Raw genomic sequence first — 14309 nt, forward strand, 5'->3', positions numbered from 1 at the left:
GCCCTCAGCCGCCGACCTGTCCGACGCCGACCGGAGTCCGGTCCACCGTCACTCCGCCACGCCCTTCTCCGCCAGCACCTTCTCGACCGTGACGCGGACGAGGAGTTCCCCCGGAACGCCGTTACGGGCCCCGAACTCCTCCGCGCGCTCCTCGCCCATGTATCGCGCCCCGATACGACCGGCCCAGTGCCTCAGCTCATCGAGGTCCTCCGAAATCCGGGCGCGGCCCTGCAACACCACGAATCCGTACGGCGGCCGGTCGTCGTCCACGCAAATCGCCAACCGGCCGTCACGGACCAGATTGCGCCCCTTCACGCTCGACTTGCCCGTGTTGAACACCACCTCGTCCCCGTCGAGCACGAACCAGATCGGGGTCACATGCGGGCTCCCGTCGGCCCGTACGGTCGACAGCTTCCCGGTGCGTGTGCCGTGCGAGACGAACGCCCGCCATTCCTCATCGGTCATCTTCTGCGCCATGCCCCCATCCTCCTTGCCCATGGCCCGGATCGTCGGGAAGGGTGGCGAAAGGGATTCCTCCGGCGCAGGGGGAGACATCTACACGGGGAGACCGGATCATGGCGCAGAACCAGGGACTTGGTTGGCTCCTGGACGACCTGACAGAGCGCGTCGATCATGTGCGGCATGCGTTGGTGCTGTCCAACGACGGCCTGGTGACCGGTGCGAGCACGGGACTGCGACGGGAAGATGCCGAGCACCTCGCGGCCGTCTCGTCCGGACTGCACAGCCTGGCCAAGGGCTCGGGACGGCACTTCGGCGCGGGCAGAGTACGTCAGACGATGGTCGAGTTCGACGATGCCGTGCTGTTCGTCACCGCGGCGGGCACCGGCGCCTGTCTGTGCGTGCTCAGCGGCGCGGAAGCCGACATAGGCCAGATCGCCTACGAGATGACGCTCCTCGTCAACCGGGTCGGCGAACATCTCGACGTGGACGCCCGACAGCCCGAACGGGCACCGCGCACAGACCTCTGACCTGCTGATTCGTCGCCTCCCGCGGAGTTATCCACAGGCCCGATACGAGATCTGGCGGACCGGCTACGGTTTTGTCACGGCGAGCGCACACAGCGTGAGCCACTGACTCCACGGGGGAGATCGACCATGTCGGGCGACACCATCACCACACCGCACCAGACCTCCTGCACGCCGAGCCGGGCGGCCAGGGAACTCGGACTGAAACGAAGCGATCTGGACCTCGCCGTCCACCTCGGACTCATCAGGACCGTGCCCGACGAAGGAGGCGGAGGTCGGCGCGTCCCCCGTTCCGAGATCGAACGGGTGAGTTCGGGCGCCGGGTTCCCCGACTCGTTGCTGGAGCGCGTGGAGGTCGTGGGGACGACGCAGGGCGCGCACGTCTTGGACGTGTCCGCCGGCCGGTTCACGCGCCTGGCACGCCTGGGCCTCGTCGTGCCGGTGAACTGGTATCTCAACCGCTACCGAGCCGTCGTCTGGCTGTATCTGGTCCAGGAGTTGAAGCAGTTCGCCGCCGACGAGAAGAACACGCCACTGCTGAAGGCCCGCCGTACGCCTGAAGGGCTGCGCGGCATGCTGGACGCGGGCGTGGACCTGCGTCCGCGCAACTGGCGAGGACGGCACCGGGGATTCCTGCTGCGACAGACCGACGACCCATGGCAGAGCGCCGGAGCGCTGGCCGCCTTCCTCGATCCCGTCCAGATCGCGGAAATCGTCCCCGACCCCTACGAGCGCTCCCACCTCAACCGCTTCCGGCCGGGGCCGCCGGCGTCCGGAGCGCCGGGTTCGCCCGCCGCACACATCGCCAAGAGGATCATGACGGCGGACGACCCGGACGAGATCAGCCTGCTGCGCGCCGACCTGACGGCGGTCCTGGAGGAAGCCCGCGACCGGCGGCCCGCGCCGCGCCCCACGGCGAGCCGGGCCCCGATGCCGGCGCATCCGGTACACATCGGCTCGCCCCGGCCCGACGAGCCGGAGCAGTCGTGCGGCCTGATGAGCTGGCTGCGGCGGCGGAATTCCCGGGCTACAACACCCTGAACAGACCCTCCTGGACGACGGACACCAGCAGGCGTCCTTCCAGGTCGTAGATCCGTCCACGGGCGAGGCCCCGTCCACCGGTCGCGATCGGCGACTCCTGGTCGTACAGGAACCACTCGTCCGCGCGGAACGGCCGGTGGAACCACATGGCGTGGTCCAGCGACGCGATGTCGAAGCTCCGCGGCCCCCACAGGGGTTCGACCGGGATGCGGACCGCGTCCAGGAGGGTCATGTCGCTGGCGTAGGTCAGCGCGCAGGTGTGCACGACCGGGTCGTCGCCGAGCGGCCCGACCGCGCGCATCCACACCGCGCTGCGCGGTTCGGCGTCCTCGACGTCCTCGGCGGTCCAGCGCAGCCGGTCCACATAGCGGATGTCGAAGGGCTGACGGCGTGCCATCCGCTCCAACTGCTCGGGCAGCGCGCCCAGATGTTCCCGGATCTCGTCGGTGACCGACGGCAGCGACTCCGGGGCCGGGACCTTGCGGGCCGGCGGCAGCTGGTGCTCGAAGCTCCCTTGCTCAGGCTTGTGAAAGGAGGCGGTGAGATTGAAGATCGTGCGGCCCTGCTGCACGGCGGTGACCCGGCGGGTCGTGAACGACCGGCCGTCCCGCACCCGTTCGACCTGGTACACGATCGGAACGCCCGGCCGCCCCGGGCGCAGGAAGTACGCGTGCAGCGAGTGCACGGGCCGGTCGCCGTCCGTGGTGCGCGCGGCGGCGACCAGCGCTTGGCCCGCCACCTGGCCGCCGAAGACCCGCTGCAGGGACTCCTGCGGGCTGCGGCCACGGAAGATGTTGACCTCGATCTGCTCCAGGTCGAGCAGGTCGACGAGCCTCTCGGCCGGGTTCGTCGTCATGGGTGGGATTCTCCTGTGCTCACAACTGGCCTACGTCGGTGACGCGGACCACCGCGCGGCCCTCCGTGTCGGAGGCCGCGAGGTCGATCTCCGCGCTGATGCCCCAGTCATGGTCGCTGTTCGGGTCGTCGAAGATCTGGCGGACCCGCCACAGGCGGTTCTCGGGCTCCTCCTCGATCACCAGGAGCTTGGGACCCCGGGCGTCGGGTCCGGTGCCGAGGTCCTCGTACTCGTCCCAGTACTTGTCCATAGCCTCGCCCCAGGCGTCGGCGTCCCAGCCGGCGTCGGCGTCCATCTCGCCCAGCTCCTCGACCTGGTCGAGCGCGGCGAGCTCGACGCGGCGGAACATGGCGTTGCGGACCAGGACGCGGAAGGCGCGCGCGTTCGCGGTGACCGGCTTGACCTCGTCGGCCTTCTCCTGCGCCTCCTCGGCGGTCATCTCCTCCGGGTTGGCGAGTTGCTCCCACTCGTCGAGCAGGCTGGAGTCGACCTGGCGGACCATCTCACCGAGCCACTCGATCAGATCCTGGAGATCCTCGGACTTGAGGTCGTCCGGGATGTTGTGGTCGAGCGTCTTGAACGCACTGGCGAGGTAGCGGAGCACGATGCCCTCGGTGCGGGCCAGCTCGTAGAAGGACACCAACTCCGTGAAGGACATCGCCCGTTCGTACATGTCCCGGATGACGGACTTCGGCGACAGCGGATGGTCACCGACCCAGGGGTGGCTCTTGCGGTACGTGTTGTACGCGTGGAAGAGCAGCTCCTCCAGGGGCTTGGGGTAGGTGATGTCCTGCAGCCGCTCCATGCGCTCCTCGTACTCGACGCCGTCCGCCTTCATGGCGGCCACGGCCTCGCCCTTCGCCTTGTTCTGCTGGGCGACGAGGATCTGCCGCGGGTCGTCCAGGGTGGACTCGACGACGGAGACCATGTCCAGGGCGTAGGACGGCGATTCCGGGTCCAGCAGCTCGAACGCGGCCAGCGCGAATGTGGACAGCGGCTGGTTGAGCGCGAAGTCCTGCTGGAGATCGACGGTGAGGCGGACGATGCGGCCGGAGGCGTCCGGCTCGTCGAGCTTCTCGACGATGCCGCCGTCCAGCAGCGAGCGGTAGATGGCGATCGCGCGCCGGATGTGCCGCAGCTGCTGCTTGCGCGGCTCGTGGTTGTCCTCCAGCAGGTGCCGCATCGCCTCGAAGGCGTTGCCCGGACGGGCGATCACCGACAGCAGCATGGTGTGCGTCACCCGGAATCGGGAGGTCAGCGGCTCCGGTTCGGAGGTGATCAGCTTCTCGAAGGTGCTCTCCGTCCAGGCGACGAAACCCTCGGGTGCCTTCTTGCGGACGACCTTGCGGCGCTTCTTCGGGTCGTCGCCCGCCTTCGCGAGCGCCTTCTCGTTCTCGATGACATGCTCGGGCGCCTGGGCGACCACGAAGCCCGCGGTGTCGAAGCCCGCGCGTCCGGCGCGTCCGGCGATCTGGTGGAACTCGCGGTTGCGCAGGGTGCGGACACGGTTGCCGTCGTACTTGGTCAGGGCCGTGAACAGCACGGTGCGGATGGGCACGTTGACCCCCACGCCGAGCGTGTCCGTGCCGCAGATGACCTTCAGCAGACCGGCCTGCGCGAGCTTCTCCACCAGACGCCGGTACTTGGGCAGCATGCCGGCGTGATGGACACCGATGCCGTGCCGCACGTAACGGGAGAGGTTGCGGCCGAACTTGGTGGTGAACCGGAAGTTGCCGATCAACTCGGCGATCTGCTCCTTCTCCTCGCGCGAGCACATGTTGATGCTCATCAGCGCCTGCGCCCGCTCCACGGCCTGAGCCTGCGTGAAGTGCACGATGTAGACCGGCGCCTGTTTGGTCTCCAGCAGCTCGGTCAGGGTCTCGGTGAGCGGGGTGAACTTGTACTCGTAGGACAGCGGCACCGGACGGGTCGCCGAGCGGACCACCGACGTCGGCCGGCCGGTGCGCCGGGTGAGGTCCTGCTCGAACATCGAGACATCGCCGAGCGTGGCCGACATCAGGATGAACTGCGCCTGGGGAAGCTCCAGGATGGGAATCTGCCAGGCCCAGCCGCGGTCCCCCTCCGCGTAGAAGTGGAACTCGTCCATCACGACCTGGCCGACGTCCGCCTGCTTGCCGTCGCGCAGCGCGATCGACGCGAGCACCTCTGCGGTGCAGCAGATGACGGGGGCGTCGGCGTTGACGGACGCGTCTCCCGTCAGCATGCCGACGTTCTCGGTGCCGAAGATCTTGCACAGCTCGAAGAACTTCTCCGAGACGAGCGCCTTGATCGGAGCGGTGTAGAAGGTGACCTCGTCCCGGGCCAGCGCGGCGAAGTGGGCGCCCGCGGCGATCATGCTCTTGCCGGAGCCGGTGGGCGTCGACACGATCACGTTCGCGCCGGAGACCACCTCGATCAGCGCCTCCTCCTGGTGGGGGTAGAGAGTGAGACCGCGTTCCTCGGCCCAGGCCTCGAAGGCTTCGTAGAGGGCGTCGGGGTCGGCGGTCGGCGGCAGCTGATCGATGAGGGTCACCCACCCATCTTGCCTGTCCTCCCGCCCCACAGGGGAATCGGATGCGAGCACGAAGATCGCGGACGCTACTCTGTGTCGCCGACGACACGTCAGCGAACCCGGTCAACTGGACAGCGACGCACGAGGAATAGGGCAGGCAAGGCCAATGATGGGACCAGCACACTCACTGTCGGGCGCTGCCGCCTGGCTCGGCGTCGGAGCGGCCGCGGCCGCGGCCGGGCACGGGATGCCCTGGCCGGTCCTGCTGGCCGGCGCGCTGATCTGCGCCGGGGCGGCCCTCGCCCCGGACCTCGATCACAAGGCCGCCACCATCTCGCGGGCCTTCGGACCGCTGTCGCGCTGGCTGTGCGAGATCGTCGACAAGCTGTCGTACGCCGTCTACAAGGCGACGAAGAAGCAGGGCGACCCGCGTCGCTCCGGCGGGCATCGCACGCTCACGCACACCTGGCTCTGGGCGGCCCTGATCGGGGCGGGCGCCTCCGTCATAGCGATCACCGGCGGCCGGTGGGCGGTCCTGGGGATCCTGTTCGTGCACATGGTGCTCGCCATCGAGGGCCTGCTGTGGCGCGCGACCCGCGGCTCCAGCGCCGATGTGCTGGTCTGGCTGCTGGCAGCCACCAGCTCGTGGATCATCGCCGGGGTCCTGGACAAGCCGGGCAACGGCTCGGACTGGCTGTTCACGGCGCCGGGCCAGGAGTACCTGTGGCTGGGGCTGCCGATCGTGCTGGGCGCCCTGGTGCACGACATCGGGGACGCGCTGACGGTCTCCGGCTGCCCGATCCTGTGGCCGATCCCGGTCGGCCGCAAGCGCTGGTACCCGCTGGGTCCGCCCAAGGCCATGCGGTTCCGGGCGGGCAGCTGGGTCGAGCTCAAGGTGCTGATGCCGGTGTTCATGGTGCTCGGCGGGGTGGGCTGCGCGGCGGCGCTCAACGTCATCTGAGCCGCACGCCACGGATCTCCGGTCCGCTCGCCGGATCAGCCGCCCTGGCCCGATCCACCGCCGTAGCGACGCTCGAAGGCGGCGATGCGGCCCTCCGAGTCCACGGTCCGCGCCTTGCCGGTGTAGAAGGGATGGCTCTCCGAGGAGATCTCGACGTCCACGACCGGGTAGGTCTCGCCGTCGTCCCACTCGACGGTCTGGTCGCTGGTCGCGGTGGACCGGGTCAGGAAGGCGTAGCCGGCGGCGCGGTCGCGGAAGACGACCGGGTGGTAGTCGGGGTGCGTGTCCTGCTGCATGCGAACTCCTCCTCCGGAGGCATCGGCATCGACGCTGACGTTGGCAATGGCATGGGCCGACGGTGCGGGGCCGTAAGCACACGGACCACGGCCCAGGGGGCTGGAGGGGCTCGACGCTCACCCGCACAGCGGTCGGTCCTGCGATGTCCGGCCGTGCGGCTGTCGGGCCTACAGCGATCAGCCGGACAGGGAGTCCTCGTCGACGATGTGCATGGCGGCCTCCTCGGCGGACGCCGCCGCACCGTCGATGCCCACGTCCGTCGCGACGAGCGCGCTCTCCTCGTCCTCATGGGCCCCTTCGTCGGGCGCCACCAGGCGGCCGGAGCGCATGGCGCCGACCTCGTTGTCGAGGAGTTCCCCGTCGGTGCCGTCGGCGTCGCCGAGGCCGTCGCCGTCCTGGGGGGCGAGGTCGGGCAGCTCCTCGGAGAGCCGCTGGTCGAGGGTCTCGCCCTGTCGGCGCTCGGTGGCCGTGACGCCGGAGTGCTCCACCGCCCACGGTCGCTCCGGAGGGGACCAGCCCCGATCCAGGGGGTCGTCGACGCCGTCGTTGTCCAGGGTGTCCTCGGCGTCGAGCAGCCCCGAGTCCTCACGTTGCCCGGATGCATCGGGCTGGTAGACGTCGTCCCCCCATCCGTCGACGCTGTTCACGGGTACCTCCAGGTGGTGGGGACGGGCCCGAAGTCACCGCGGTCGGCGGGGGACCGCCGCGGCGGGGCACAGGCCGCACCCGGCGAGATTCGTGCGGTTCCCGGGTGCCCCCGAACCGGTGCCGGTATCCAGCCTTCCACCCCTTTTCGCCCCCGCGCAACGCCACGGACCGAGGCCGGGCCGTTCGGCTCCTCCGGGCCCGGTCCCGGTCCCGACACGACGGCGCACAGGAAGCGTCTCGCCGAGGCCGACGGCGGCCGTGCCCCACATCTGAGCCCCCGGCCGATGAGGGCGGCAGCCCAGGCCACCGTGGGCAAGGGCTCCGGCCATGTGGGGCCGCGTCCCAGGGGGGAGTGTGCTGGGTCTCCGGTGATCAAGGCCCTCGGCCCGACCTCACCCCGTTCCGGCGCAGGTAGGCCGACGCCCCCGCACGCCACTCACGCACACGCAGGCGCAGACGCCCTCACGCACACGCAGAGGCACTCACGCACACGCACTCACCCAGACACCACTCACCCACACACCACTCACCGATGCGACGAGTCACCCATGCCAGGACCGCCACAGCCCCGCATAAGCCCCGTCGGCCCGGACCAGCTCCTCATGGCTGCCCAGCTCGCTGATGCGGCCGTTCTCGACGACGGCGATGACGTCCGCGTCGTGGGCGGTGTGCAGGCGGTGGGCGATGGCGACGACGGTGCGGCCGTCGAGGACATGGGCCAGGGAGCGTTCCAGGTGGCGGGCCGCGCGCGGGTCGAGGAGCGAGGTCGCCTCGTCCAGGACCAGGGTGTGCGGGTCGGCCAGCACGAGGCGCGCCAGGGCGATCTGCTGGGCCTGGGCCGGCGTGAGCGCGAAGCCGCCCGATCCGACCTCGGTGTCCAGGCCCTCGTCGAGCCCCCGGGCCCACGAGTCCGCGTCGACCGCGCCCAGCGCCGCCCACAGCTCGGCGTCGGTCGCGTCGGTGCGGGCCAGCAGCAGGTTGTCGCGCAGGGAGCCCACGAAGACGTGGTGCTCCTGGTTGACCAGGGCCACATGGGAGCGGACCCGTTCGGCGGTCATCCGGGACAGTTCCGCACCACCCAGGGTGATCCGGCCGTCCCGGGGTGCGTAGATGCCGGCGAGCAGCCTGCCCAGGGTCGACTTGCCGGCACCCGAGGGGCCGACCAGGGCCAGTCGGGTGCCGGGGGCGACCTCCAGGGAGACCTTGCGGAGCACGTCCACGCCCTCCAGGTAGCCGAAGTGCACCCGGTCGGCGTGCACGTCGCGGCCGTCAGGAGTGAGCTGGGCGTCCCCGGCCTCCGGCTCGATGTCCCGGACACCGACGAGCCGGGCCAGCGATACCTGGGCCACCTGCAACTCGTCGTACCAGCGCAGGATGAGCCCCACGGGGTCCACCAGCATCTGCGCGATCAGCGCACCCGTGGTCAGCTGACCGACCCCGATCCAGCCCTGCAGGACGAACACGCCGCCGACGATCAGGACCGAGCCGAGGATCATCACGTGGGTGACGTTGATGAACGGGAAGAGCACCGACCGCAGCCAGAGCGTGTAGCGCTCCCAGGCCGTCCACTCCTTGATCCGCCGCTCCGACAGTTCGACCCGGCGCTCGCCGAGGCGGTGGGCCTCGACGGTGCGCCCGGCGTCCACGGTCTCGGCGAGGGCGGCGGCCACAGCGGCGTATCCGGCGGCCTCCGAGCGGTAGGCGGACGGCGCCCGCCTGAAGTACCAGCGGCAGCCGATCACCAGCAGCGGCAGGCTGATCAGCACGGCGGCGGCCAGCGGCGGCGCGGTGACGACGAGGCCGCCGAGCAGCAGGACCACCCACACCACGCCGATCGCCAGCTGGGGCACGGCCTCGCGCATCGCGTTGGCCAGCCGGTCGATGTCCGTCGTGATCCGGGACAGCAGGTCACCCGTCCCGGCGCGCTCCAGGACGCCGGGCGGCAGCCCGACCGACCGGATGAGGAAGTCCTCGCGCAGATCGGCCAGCATCCGCTCGCCGAGCATCGCGCCACGCAGCCGCACCTGCCGTACGAACACGGCCTGCACGACGAGCGCGGCCACGAACAGGCCGACGGTGAGCTCCAGATGGAGGTCCTGCGCACCGATTCCGGAGCCGTCCCCGGCCCCGGTCCCGTTCGACACTCGCTCCACCAGCCCGCCGAGCAGCCAGGGCCCCGCCATCGAGGCGACCACGGCGACCGTGTTGACGGTGATGAGGAGCAGGAAGGCACGGCGGTGCCGTCGGAACAACTCGACCACATAGGTGCGTACGGTCTCGGGGGCGCCGACGGGCAGGGTGTTCGCCGTTGTCGGGGCCGCCGGGTCGTACGCCGGTGGCGCCACGCCGATCATGCCGATTCCTCGATTTCTTCCAGTTCCTTCAGTACGTCGTCGAGGGCGGATCCTCTGCGCTGTCCGTCCTTGCGGGCGTTCAGGGCGGCCTCTTCGTCGGTCTCCCGGGTCACCACCGCCCGGTACCGGGGTTCGGCGTTCACCAGCTCGTGGTGCACGCCGACCGCGGCCACCTCGCCCTCGTGGACCAGTACGACCCGGTCGGCGCGGTCCAGAAGCAGGGGCGACGAAGTGAACATCACCGTCGTGCGCCCCGCCCGCAGGTCCCGCACCCCCTGCGCGATCCGTGCCTCCGTGTGGGAGTCGACGGCCGAGGTCGGCTCGTCCAGGACGAGCACCTCGGGGTCCGTGACCAGTGACCGGGCGAGCGCGAGGCGCTGGCGTTGGCCGCCGGACAGGGACCGGCCGCGTTCGGTGATACGGGCGTCCATCGGGTCCTCGGCGCCGAGCGACCCCTGGACCAGTGCGGCCAGGACGTCGTCGCACTGTGCGGCCGAAAGGGCCTCCTCGGCGCCGACGTCGCCGGACCTCGGCACGTCGAGCAGATCGCGCAGCGTGCCCGAGAGCAGCACCGGATCCTTGTCCTGCACGAGCACGGACGCACGGGCGCGGTCGAGTGGCAACTCGTCGAGCGGGACACCGCCCAGGAGTACCGCGGTGCCCTCCTCCGAGGGGTGTCCGCCGAGCCGTTCGGCCAGCCGTCCCGCCGCGTCCGGATCGCCGCACACCACGGCGGTGAGCCGGCCGGACGGAGCGAGCAGCCCGGTGGCCGGGTCGTACAGGTCACCGGAGGGTACCTCGGATCCGTCGCGCGACCCGTCGGTGTCGGTGACCCGCTCCAGCGACAGCACGCGTGCGGCCCGTCGGGCCGAGGGGCGCGAGAAGGAGTAGGCCATCGCGATCTCTTCGAAGTGGCGCAGCGGATAGGAGAGGATCATGACCGAGCTGTAAACCGTGACCAGTTCACCGACGGTGACGCGGCCCTGGCGGGCCAGGTGGACGCCGTACCAGACCACGGCGATCAGCAGCAGTCCCGGCAGCAGTACCTGGATGGCCGAGATCAGGGACCACATCCGGGCGCTGCGCACGGCGGCGTGGCGTACCTCCTGGGAGGCGCGGCGGTAGCGGTCGAGGAAGAGTTCCTCGCCGCCGATGCCGCGCAGGACGCGCAGACCGGCGACGGTGTCCGAGGCCAGTTCGGTGGCGCGGCCCGCCTTCTCGCGCTGGAAGTCCGCTCGCCGGGTGGCCCGGGGCAGCAGCGGCAGCACGGCGACCGCCAGCACGGGCAGGCCGACGGCGACGACCACACCGAGCGCGGGCTGGTAGACGAGCAGGCCGACACAGACGGCCACGACGGTGAGCGCAGCCGCGGTGAACCGTGAGCAGGCCTCGACGAACCAGCCGATCTTCTCGACGTCGCCCGTGGAGACGGCCACGACCTCACCGGCCGCGACTCGTCGGGTCAGCGCGGAGCCCAGGTGGGCGGCCTTGCGGGCCAGCAGCTGCTGGACGCGCGCGGCGGCCGTGATCCAGTTGGTGATGGCGGTGCGGTGCAGGAAGGTGTCGCCGATCGCGTTTCCGGCACTGCACAGCACCAACAGCCCACCGGCCAGAGCCAGTTGGGAACCGGAACGGTCGACTACGGCCTGTACGGCGACGCCCACGCAGAAGGGCAGCGCGGAGACGGACAGGAAGTGCAGCAGTCCCCAGGAGAGGGACTTCAACTGCCCGCCCAGCTGGTTCCGGAAGAGCCACCACAGGAATCGGGGACCTGAGCGCGCGTCCGGCACACCTGGGTCGGGATACGGAAGGTCTTGAATCTGCATGACGTCCCAGTGGCTCGTGTCAATGGGGGGATTGGGGATGGGGAAATGTGGGGGTTGGTCGGGTGCCGGCATACGGAGCGGGACCGCGCACGGCGGCAGCAAACCGTGACAGGTTCGCGTCGCAGCGTGGTCGGACGCAAACGGTTTTCCACGCCGTCGCACAGATCCGGCTGCCGGCGGTTGTCGCTCCCGCCGCCGTACCGAACAGGGTGCGACCATGGACCGATGCGCAACGGTGGAACACGACGTGTCCTGGTCGCGGCGGCGGCCATCGGATCCCTTCTGACGGCCCTGACGACCCTCACCGCGTGCGGTGGTACGGAGCACGGTGGCGGCGCGGACGGAGCCAAGGCCGCGCGCACGCGCCCGGCCGCCACCGAGGACCCGATGCGGGATCCGACGCGCATCCCGGACGTCGCCGACCGCTGGCAGCGGCGCATCCCGGCCAACTCCAGCCAGGTCGTGGCGGTCTACGGCGACGGCAAGGACTCCCCGGACTCCACGGTCGTGCTCTACACGAGGCAGGACACCGGGCACGGCGCCACCTGGGACCGCGTCCGCAGCTGGCCCGCGCACAACGGCAAGAAGGGCTGGACGACCGACCACCACGAGGGCGACAACCGCAGCCCCGTCGGCGTGTTCACGCTGAGCGACGCGGGCGGCGTACTGAAGGACCCCGGGGCCAAGCTGCCGTACACGCGGTCGGCCGCCATCGCGGCGCCGCGATGGTGGGCGAAGTCCCACTGGCACGACTTCGACTACGTGATCGCCATCGACTACAACCGCGTCAAGGGCACCCCGCCCAACGACCCCACCCGCCCCGAGGGCGAGGCCAAAGGTGGCGGCATCTGGCTGCACATGGACCACGGCAGCGGCACGTCGGCCTGTGTGAGTCTGTCCGAATCGGCGATGGCGTACCTGCTGCGCACGCTCGATCCGGATCGGCATCCCGTGGTGGTGATGGGGGACAGGGCCGACCTGAAAGCCTCGCGCTGACGCGGGAGGCCCGGAGGCCTCATTGCGGCGGATGCCCGACTCCCCGTAGAACACCGGCCATGAAGAGACGGATCGTCATGTCCATGCTCGCCGGAGCGACCCTCCTGGCGGGCTCGCTGCTCGGGGCGACCCCCGCCCAACCGGCCGATGCGCCGGCCGCCCAACCGGCCGACGTGCCCGCCGAGTTCGGCACCGACTGGCACGACCCCATCACGGCCGCCCCACCCGTCGACAGACCCTCCGGCAGGTCCTGCCAAGTCACCGTGGCGGAGGCGCAGTTCCGCGACTTCACCCCGTACAAGGGTGCCTACGTACCGCCCGAGGGCTGCGGCGCCCGCTGGAGCAAGGTCGTGCTGCGGATGGACGGCAAGGTCAAGGGCCGCCAGTACGACCGGCTCGGCTATCTGCACGTCGGCGGCGTCGAGATCTTCCGTACGTCGACTCCCGAGCCGTCACCCGACGGCATCCAGTGGTCCGTGGAGAAGGACGTCACGCGCTACAGCGACACCCTCCGCCGCGCCCAGGACGTCGAGATGCTCATCGGGAACGTCGTCGACGACACCTACACCGGCATCATCGACGTCAAGGTCACGCTGACGTTCTACGCCGCCCCCGCCCCCGCTCTCACCTCCGCCACCAAGACACCCGGCCGCCCGGCCCCCACCCCCCGTAGCCCCATCGGCATCGCCGACCGCCCCACCGCCACCCCCGACCGCGTCCTCACCCTCCAGAACGGCACGCTCACCACCCCGCGCAACAGCGAACGCATCGTCGCCGAGGTGTACGCCACCGGCTCCGGCGGCGGCTGCGAGGAGTACTGGTACCTGTCGGTGCCCGACCAGGCGCCGTACTCCTGCAAGGCGTCCGGCGGTCCCTACCGCGAGGTGCAGATCAAGGTCGACGGCCAACTCGCCGGAATCGCCGCACCGTTCCCGCACGTGTGGACCGGTGGCTGGTCCAACCCCTTCCTCTGGTACGTCGTCCCGGGACCGCGCGCCTTCGACGTCAAGCCGATCGAATACGACCTGACCCCGTTCGCCGGCCTCCTCAACGACGGCCGCCCGCACCGCGTCGAGGTCTCCGTCGCCGGCGTCCCCGAGGGGCAGAGCGGCTGGAGCGCACCCGTGAACGTCCTCGTCTGGCAGGACGCCAAGCGCGTGCACGTCACCGGGAAGCTCACCGCGCACCAGGCCGGCGACCTCGCCAACTCCTCGACGTACACGCCCGGTTCGGAGCACCGGGTGGACACGTTGGGTGGTCACCGGCTGACCGTCGCCGGCTATGTCGACACCTCGCACGGCCGGGTGACGACCACCGTCCGCCGCGCGCTGACCAACACCTCCGTCCACCGCTGGACCGACGGCGAGAACCTGGACGCCCTCGACGCCACCTGGACGGACGACCAGGCGACCACCGTCGACGGACGCGGCCCGGCCCGAACGACCCGTGCGCAGCGGACGTACACGATGGACGGCACCACCACGATCGGCGCGGGCGACCGCCTGCGCACCGTGCTGACCCTCGGTGACCGGGCCATGGCCGTGGCGACCCAGGAGGGGCGACGGACCGCCTGGTCGCGGCTCGACGACACCTACACCGGTGACGCCGCCTGGACGATGAACGTGCCACGCGACCAGCGGCACGCGGTCGGCACGACCCGTGAGCGCTACCGGTCGTACGGCTCGGGCGGCTGCTACGACCGCGCTCTGACCAGCGTCCAAGGGGTGCTCACCGAGGATCGCGGCGGCTGCTGAGACGGGGTGTGTGCGATGCGTCACCCGGTGCGTGATTTACACGGATGCAACACGGGGGTCTTGTGCGGGACCAACATC

At 70.5% G+C, this 14309-nt stretch carries 12 protein-coding genes; 5 read left to right on the top strand and 7 right to left on the bottom strand.

Features of this window, described 5'->3' with window-relative positions:
* Window positions 1-48 precede the first annotated feature (48 nt).
* On the bottom strand, window positions 49-477 hold the full coding sequence (locus POF73_RS17435; RefSeq protein ID WP_272116202.1) for a PPOX class F420-dependent oxidoreductase: 429 nt from the start codon (window positions 475-477) through the stop codon (window positions 49-51).
* A gap of 98 nt (window positions 478-575) precedes the next feature.
* On the opposite strand from POF73_RS17435, the gene POF73_RS17440 reads away from it, so the two are divergent.
* Together POF73_RS17440 and POF73_RS17445 are read left to right on the top strand one after the other, a co-directional pair.
* Window positions 576-989, top strand: coding sequence for a roadblock/LC7 domain-containing protein (locus POF73_RS17440; protein ID WP_272116204.1), 414 nt, complete (start codon window positions 576-578; stop codon window positions 987-989).
* A gap of 126 nt (window positions 990-1115) precedes the next feature.
* Complete coding sequence (locus POF73_RS17445; RefSeq protein ID WP_272116206.1) at window positions 1116-2027, top strand: DUF6397 family protein; 912 nt, start codon at window positions 1116-1118, stop codon at window positions 2025-2027.
* Here POF73_RS17445 and POF73_RS17450 read toward each other — a convergent pair.
* Together POF73_RS17450 and POF73_RS17455 are read right to left on the bottom strand one after the other, a co-directional pair.
* Window positions 2014-2883 (bottom strand): acyl-CoA thioesterase, encoded by an 870-nt coding sequence (locus POF73_RS17450; protein WP_272116208.1) that lies wholly within the window; start codon window positions 2881-2883, stop codon window positions 2014-2016. The genes POF73_RS17445 and POF73_RS17450 overlap by 14 nt on opposite strands.
* A 19-nt stretch (window positions 2884-2902) precedes the next feature.
* Window positions 2903-5416 (bottom strand): DEAD/DEAH box helicase, encoded by a 2514-nt coding sequence (locus POF73_RS17455; RefSeq protein WP_272116211.1) that lies wholly within the window; start codon window positions 5414-5416, stop codon window positions 2903-2905.
* A 145-nt stretch (window positions 5417-5561) separates the two neighbouring features.
* On the opposite strand from POF73_RS17455, the gene POF73_RS17460 reads away from it, so the two are divergent.
* Complete coding sequence (locus POF73_RS17460) at window positions 5562-6356, top strand: metal-dependent hydrolase (protein ID WP_272116214.1); 795 nt, start codon at window positions 5562-5564, stop codon at window positions 6354-6356.
* A 35-nt stretch (window positions 6357-6391) separates the two neighbouring features.
* On the opposite strand, the gene POF73_RS17465 is transcribed toward POF73_RS17460, so the two are convergent.
* The 4 genes from POF73_RS17465 to POF73_RS17480 form a co-directional block, all read right to left on the bottom strand.
* Window positions 6392-6652: a type B 50S ribosomal protein L31 gene (locus POF73_RS17465; protein WP_272116216.1), complete on the bottom strand. Its 261-nt coding sequence runs from the start codon at window positions 6650-6652 to the stop codon at window positions 6392-6394.
* Window positions 6653-6829: 177 nt separating this feature from the next.
* Window positions 6830-7300, bottom strand: coding sequence for a DUF5709 domain-containing protein (locus POF73_RS17470; protein ID WP_272116217.1), 471 nt, complete (start codon window positions 7298-7300; stop codon window positions 6830-6832).
* Between the two features lie 543 nt (window positions 7301-7843).
* Window positions 7844-9655: an ABC transporter ATP-binding protein gene (locus POF73_RS17475; protein ID WP_272116219.1), complete on the bottom strand. Its 1812-nt coding sequence runs from the start codon at window positions 9653-9655 to the stop codon at window positions 7844-7846.
* Window positions 9652-11481 (bottom strand): ABC transporter ATP-binding protein, encoded by a 1830-nt coding sequence (locus tag POF73_RS17480; protein ID WP_272116221.1) that lies wholly within the window; start codon window positions 11479-11481, stop codon window positions 9652-9654. The genes POF73_RS17475 and POF73_RS17480 overlap by 4 nt, the downstream gene beginning before the upstream one ends.
* 225 nt (window positions 11482-11706) lie before the next feature.
* Between POF73_RS17480 and POF73_RS17485 the strand changes: the two genes are divergently transcribed.
* Together POF73_RS17485 and POF73_RS17490 are read left to right on the top strand one after the other, a co-directional pair.
* On the top strand, window positions 11707-12477 hold the full coding sequence (locus POF73_RS17485; protein WP_272116223.1) for a hypothetical protein: 771 nt from the start codon (window positions 11707-11709) through the stop codon (window positions 12475-12477).
* 59 nt (window positions 12478-12536) lie between these two features.
* On the top strand, window positions 12537-14231 hold the full coding sequence (locus tag POF73_RS17490; RefSeq protein WP_272116225.1) for a peptide-N4-asparagine amidase: 1695 nt from the start codon (window positions 12537-12539) through the stop codon (window positions 14229-14231).
* Window positions 14232-14309 lie beyond the last annotated feature (78 nt).

The sequence above is a fragment of the Streptomyces sp. HD genome (genome assembly GCF_028369295.1).
In the GTDB taxonomy this organism is placed as follows: domain Bacteria; phylum Actinomycetota; class Actinomycetes; order Streptomycetales; family Streptomycetaceae; genus Streptomyces.

What these genes read in the sequence shown, in the direction of transcription:
- POF73_RS17435 (WP_272116202.1), bottom strand. Translation starts at nt 477, where the DNA reads ATGGCGCAGAAGATGACCGATGAGGAATGGCGGGCGTTCGTCTCGCAC.
- POF73_RS17440 (WP_272116204.1), top strand. Translation starts at nt 576, where the DNA reads ATGGCGCAGAACCAGGGACTTGGTTGGCTCCTGGACGACCTGACAGAG.
- POF73_RS17445 (WP_272116206.1), top strand. Translation starts at nt 1,116, where the DNA reads ATGTCGGGCGACACCATCACCACACCGCACCAGACCTCCTGCACGCCG.
- POF73_RS17450 (WP_272116208.1), bottom strand. Translation starts at nt 2,883, where the DNA reads ATGACGACGAACCCGGCCGAGAGGCTCGTCGACCTGCTCGACCTGGAG.
- POF73_RS17460 (WP_272116214.1), top strand. Translation starts at nt 5,562, where the DNA reads ATGATGGGACCAGCACACTCACTGTCGGGCGCTGCCGCCTGGCTCGGC.
- POF73_RS17465 (WP_272116216.1), bottom strand. Translation starts at nt 6,652, where the DNA reads ATGCAGCAGGACACGCACCCCGACTACCACCCGGTCGTCTTCCGCGAC.
- POF73_RS17475 (WP_272116219.1), bottom strand. Translation starts at nt 9,655, where the DNA reads ATGATCGGCGTGGCGCCACCGGCGTACGACCCGGCGGCCCCGACAACG.
- POF73_RS17480 (WP_272116221.1), bottom strand. Translation starts at nt 11,481, where the DNA reads ATGCAGATTCAAGACCTTCCGTATCCCGACCCAGGTGTGCCGGACGCG.
- POF73_RS17485 (WP_272116223.1), top strand. Translation starts at nt 11,707, where the DNA reads ATGCGCAACGGTGGAACACGACGTGTCCTGGTCGCGGCGGCGGCCATC.
- POF73_RS17490 (WP_272116225.1), top strand. Translation starts at nt 12,537, where the DNA reads ATGAAGAGACGGATCGTCATGTCCATGCTCGCCGGAGCGACCCTCCTG.